At 54.3% G+C, this 2,500-nt stretch carries 1 tRNA gene and 2 rRNA genes (1 of these 3 cut by a window edge); all 3 read left to right on the top strand.

Going from position 1 to position 2,500, the window contains the following annotated elements:
• A 23S ribosomal RNA gene (locus C8J36_RS24590) occupies positions 1-2,016 on the top strand (it extends 873 nt beyond the left edge of the window).
• Between the two features lie 233 nt (positions 2,017-2,249).
• Positions 2,250-2,364, top strand: a 5S ribosomal RNA gene (gene rrf / locus C8J36_RS24585).
• 59 nt (positions 2,365-2,423) lie between these two features.
• Positions 2,424-2,500: transfer RNA gene (locus tag C8J36_RS24580), tRNA-Met, on the top strand.

Raw genomic sequence — 2,500 nt, 5'->3', positions numbered from 1 at the left:
TAGATTGGGATGACTTGTGGCTAGGGGTGAAAGGCCAATCAAACTCGGAGATAGCTGGTTCTCCGCGAAAACTATTTAGGTAGTGCGTCGATCGAATACCTCAGGGGGTAGAGCACTGAATGGGCTATGGGGACTCACCGTCTTACTGATCCTAATCAAACTCCGAATACCTGAGAGTACTAATCGGCAGACACACGGCGGGTGCTAACGTCCGTCGTGAAGAGGGCAACAACCCTGACCTCCAGCTAAGGTCCCCAAGTCATGGCTAAGTGGGAAAGGATGTGAGGATCCCAAAACAACCAGGATGTTGGCTTAGAAGCAGCCATCATTTAAAGAAAGCGTAACAGCTCACTGGTCTAATTAAGGGTCTTTGCGCCGAAAATGTAACGGGGCTAAAGCCATGCACCGAAGCTGAGGATGTGATCCTTAGGGATTACGTGGTAGCGGAGCGTTCCGTAAGCCTGTGAAGGGAGACCCGTGAGGGCTCCTGGAGGTATCGGAAGTGCGAATGTTGACATGAGTAACGATAAAGAGGGTGAGAGACCCTCTCGCCGAAAGACCAAGGGTTCCTGCTTAAAGTTAATCTGAGCAGGGTTAGCCGGCCCCTAAGGCGAGGCGGAAACGCGTAGTCGATGGGAACCACGTTAATATTCGTGGGCCTGGTGGGAAGTGACGGATTGCGTAACTTGTTCTGACTTATTGGATTGTCAGGGCGGGGAAGCGGTTCCAGGAAATAGCCCCACCGTATAGACCGTACCCGAAACCGACACAGGTGGTCAGGTAGAGCATACCAAGGCGCTTGAGAGAACTATGCTGAAGGAACTCGGCAAATTGCACGCGTAACTTCGGAAGAAGCGTGACCCTTTTCTACGCAAGTAGGATGGGGTGGCACAGACCAGGGGGTAGCGACTGTTTATCAAAAACACAGGGCTCTGCGAAGTCTTTAAGACGACGTATAGGGCCTGACGCCTGCCCGGTGCTGGAAGGTTAAAGGGAGAGGTGCAAGCTTTGAACTGAAGCCCCAGTAAACGGCGGCCGTAACTATAACGGTCCTAAGGTAGCGAAATTCCTTGTCGGGTAAGTTCCGACCTGCACGAATGGCGTAACGACTTCCCCGCTGTCTCCAGCATAGACTCAGTGAAATTGAATTCCCCGTGAAGATGCGGGGTTCCTGCGGTCAGACGGAAAGACCCCGTGCACCTTTACTATAGCTTTACACTGGCATTCGTGTCGGCATGTGTAGGATAGGTGGTAGGCTTTGAAGCGGGGACGCCAGTTCTCGTGGAGCCATCCTTGAAATACCACCCTTATCGTCATGGATGTCTAACCGCGGTCCGTTATCCGGATCCGGGACAGTGTATGGTGGGTAGTTTGACTGGGGCGGTCGCCTCCGAAAGAGTAACGGAGGCGCGCGATGGTGGGCTCAGAACGGTCGGAAATCGTTCGTCGAGTGCAATGGCATAAGCCCGCCTGACTGCGAGACTGACAAGTCGAGCAGAGACGAAAGTCGGTCATAGTGATCCGGTGGTCCCGCGTGGAAGGGCCATCGCTCAACGGATAAAAGGTACGCCGGGGATAACAGGCTGATGACCCCCAAGAGTCCATATCGACGGGGTTGTTTGGCACCTCGATGTCGGCTCATCGCATCCTGGGGCTGGAGCAGGTCCCAAGGGTTTGGCTGTTCGCCAATTAAAGCGGTACGTGAGCTGGGTTCAGAACGTCGTGAGACAGTTCGGTCCCTATCTGCCGTGGGTGTTGGAATATTGACAGGATCTGTCCCTAGTACGAGAGGACCGGGATGGACATATCTCTGGTGGACCTGTTGTCCTGCCAAGGGCATAGCAGGGTAGCTATATATGGACGGGATAACCGCTGAAGGCATCTAAGCGGGAAACCCCCCTGAAAACGAGTATTCCCTTGAGAACCGTGGAAGACGACCACGTTGATAGGCCGGGTGTGGACGTGCAGTAATGCATGAAGCTTACCGGTACTAATCGTTCGATCGAACTTGATCGTTCCCATTGCCCATGCTCATCGCTAAGGTGAAGGCGCAAAGCCTTCGCCGGCTCGATCGCATGTTTTGTTCTTGCGCTTGCCAGACCAAAGGGTCTGGGTCACAGGTGTGAAGCAAGCATTCCAAAGACGTGTTCAAATCCAGCATCCGTCGAGCCCGAAAGCATATGCTGCTTACCGCTCGACCCATGTCCGATCACAAAATCCAGCTTCTCGTTTCGTTTGCCCTTAGCCGACCTGGTGGTTCTGGCGGGGTGGCCGCACCCGTTCCCATTCCGAACACGGCCGTGAAACGCCCCAGCGCCTATGGTACTTCGTCTTAAGACGCGGGAGAGTCGGTCGCTGCCAGGTCTGCTAAGCGCAAACAAACAAACATCTTCTCCCAACAAACTCAGTACCCCATAACCTTCCGCGGGGTGGAGCAGCCCGGTAGCTCGTCAGGCTCATAACCTGAAGGCCGCAGGTTCAAATCCTGCCCCCGCAACCA

It is taken from the genome of Rhizobium sp. PP-F2F-G48 (assembly GCF_004342335.1).
Taxonomy (GTDB): Bacteria; Pseudomonadota; Alphaproteobacteria; order Rhizobiales; family Rhizobiaceae; genus Ferranicluibacter.
This window is presented reverse-complemented; position numbering and strand designations above follow the sequence as displayed.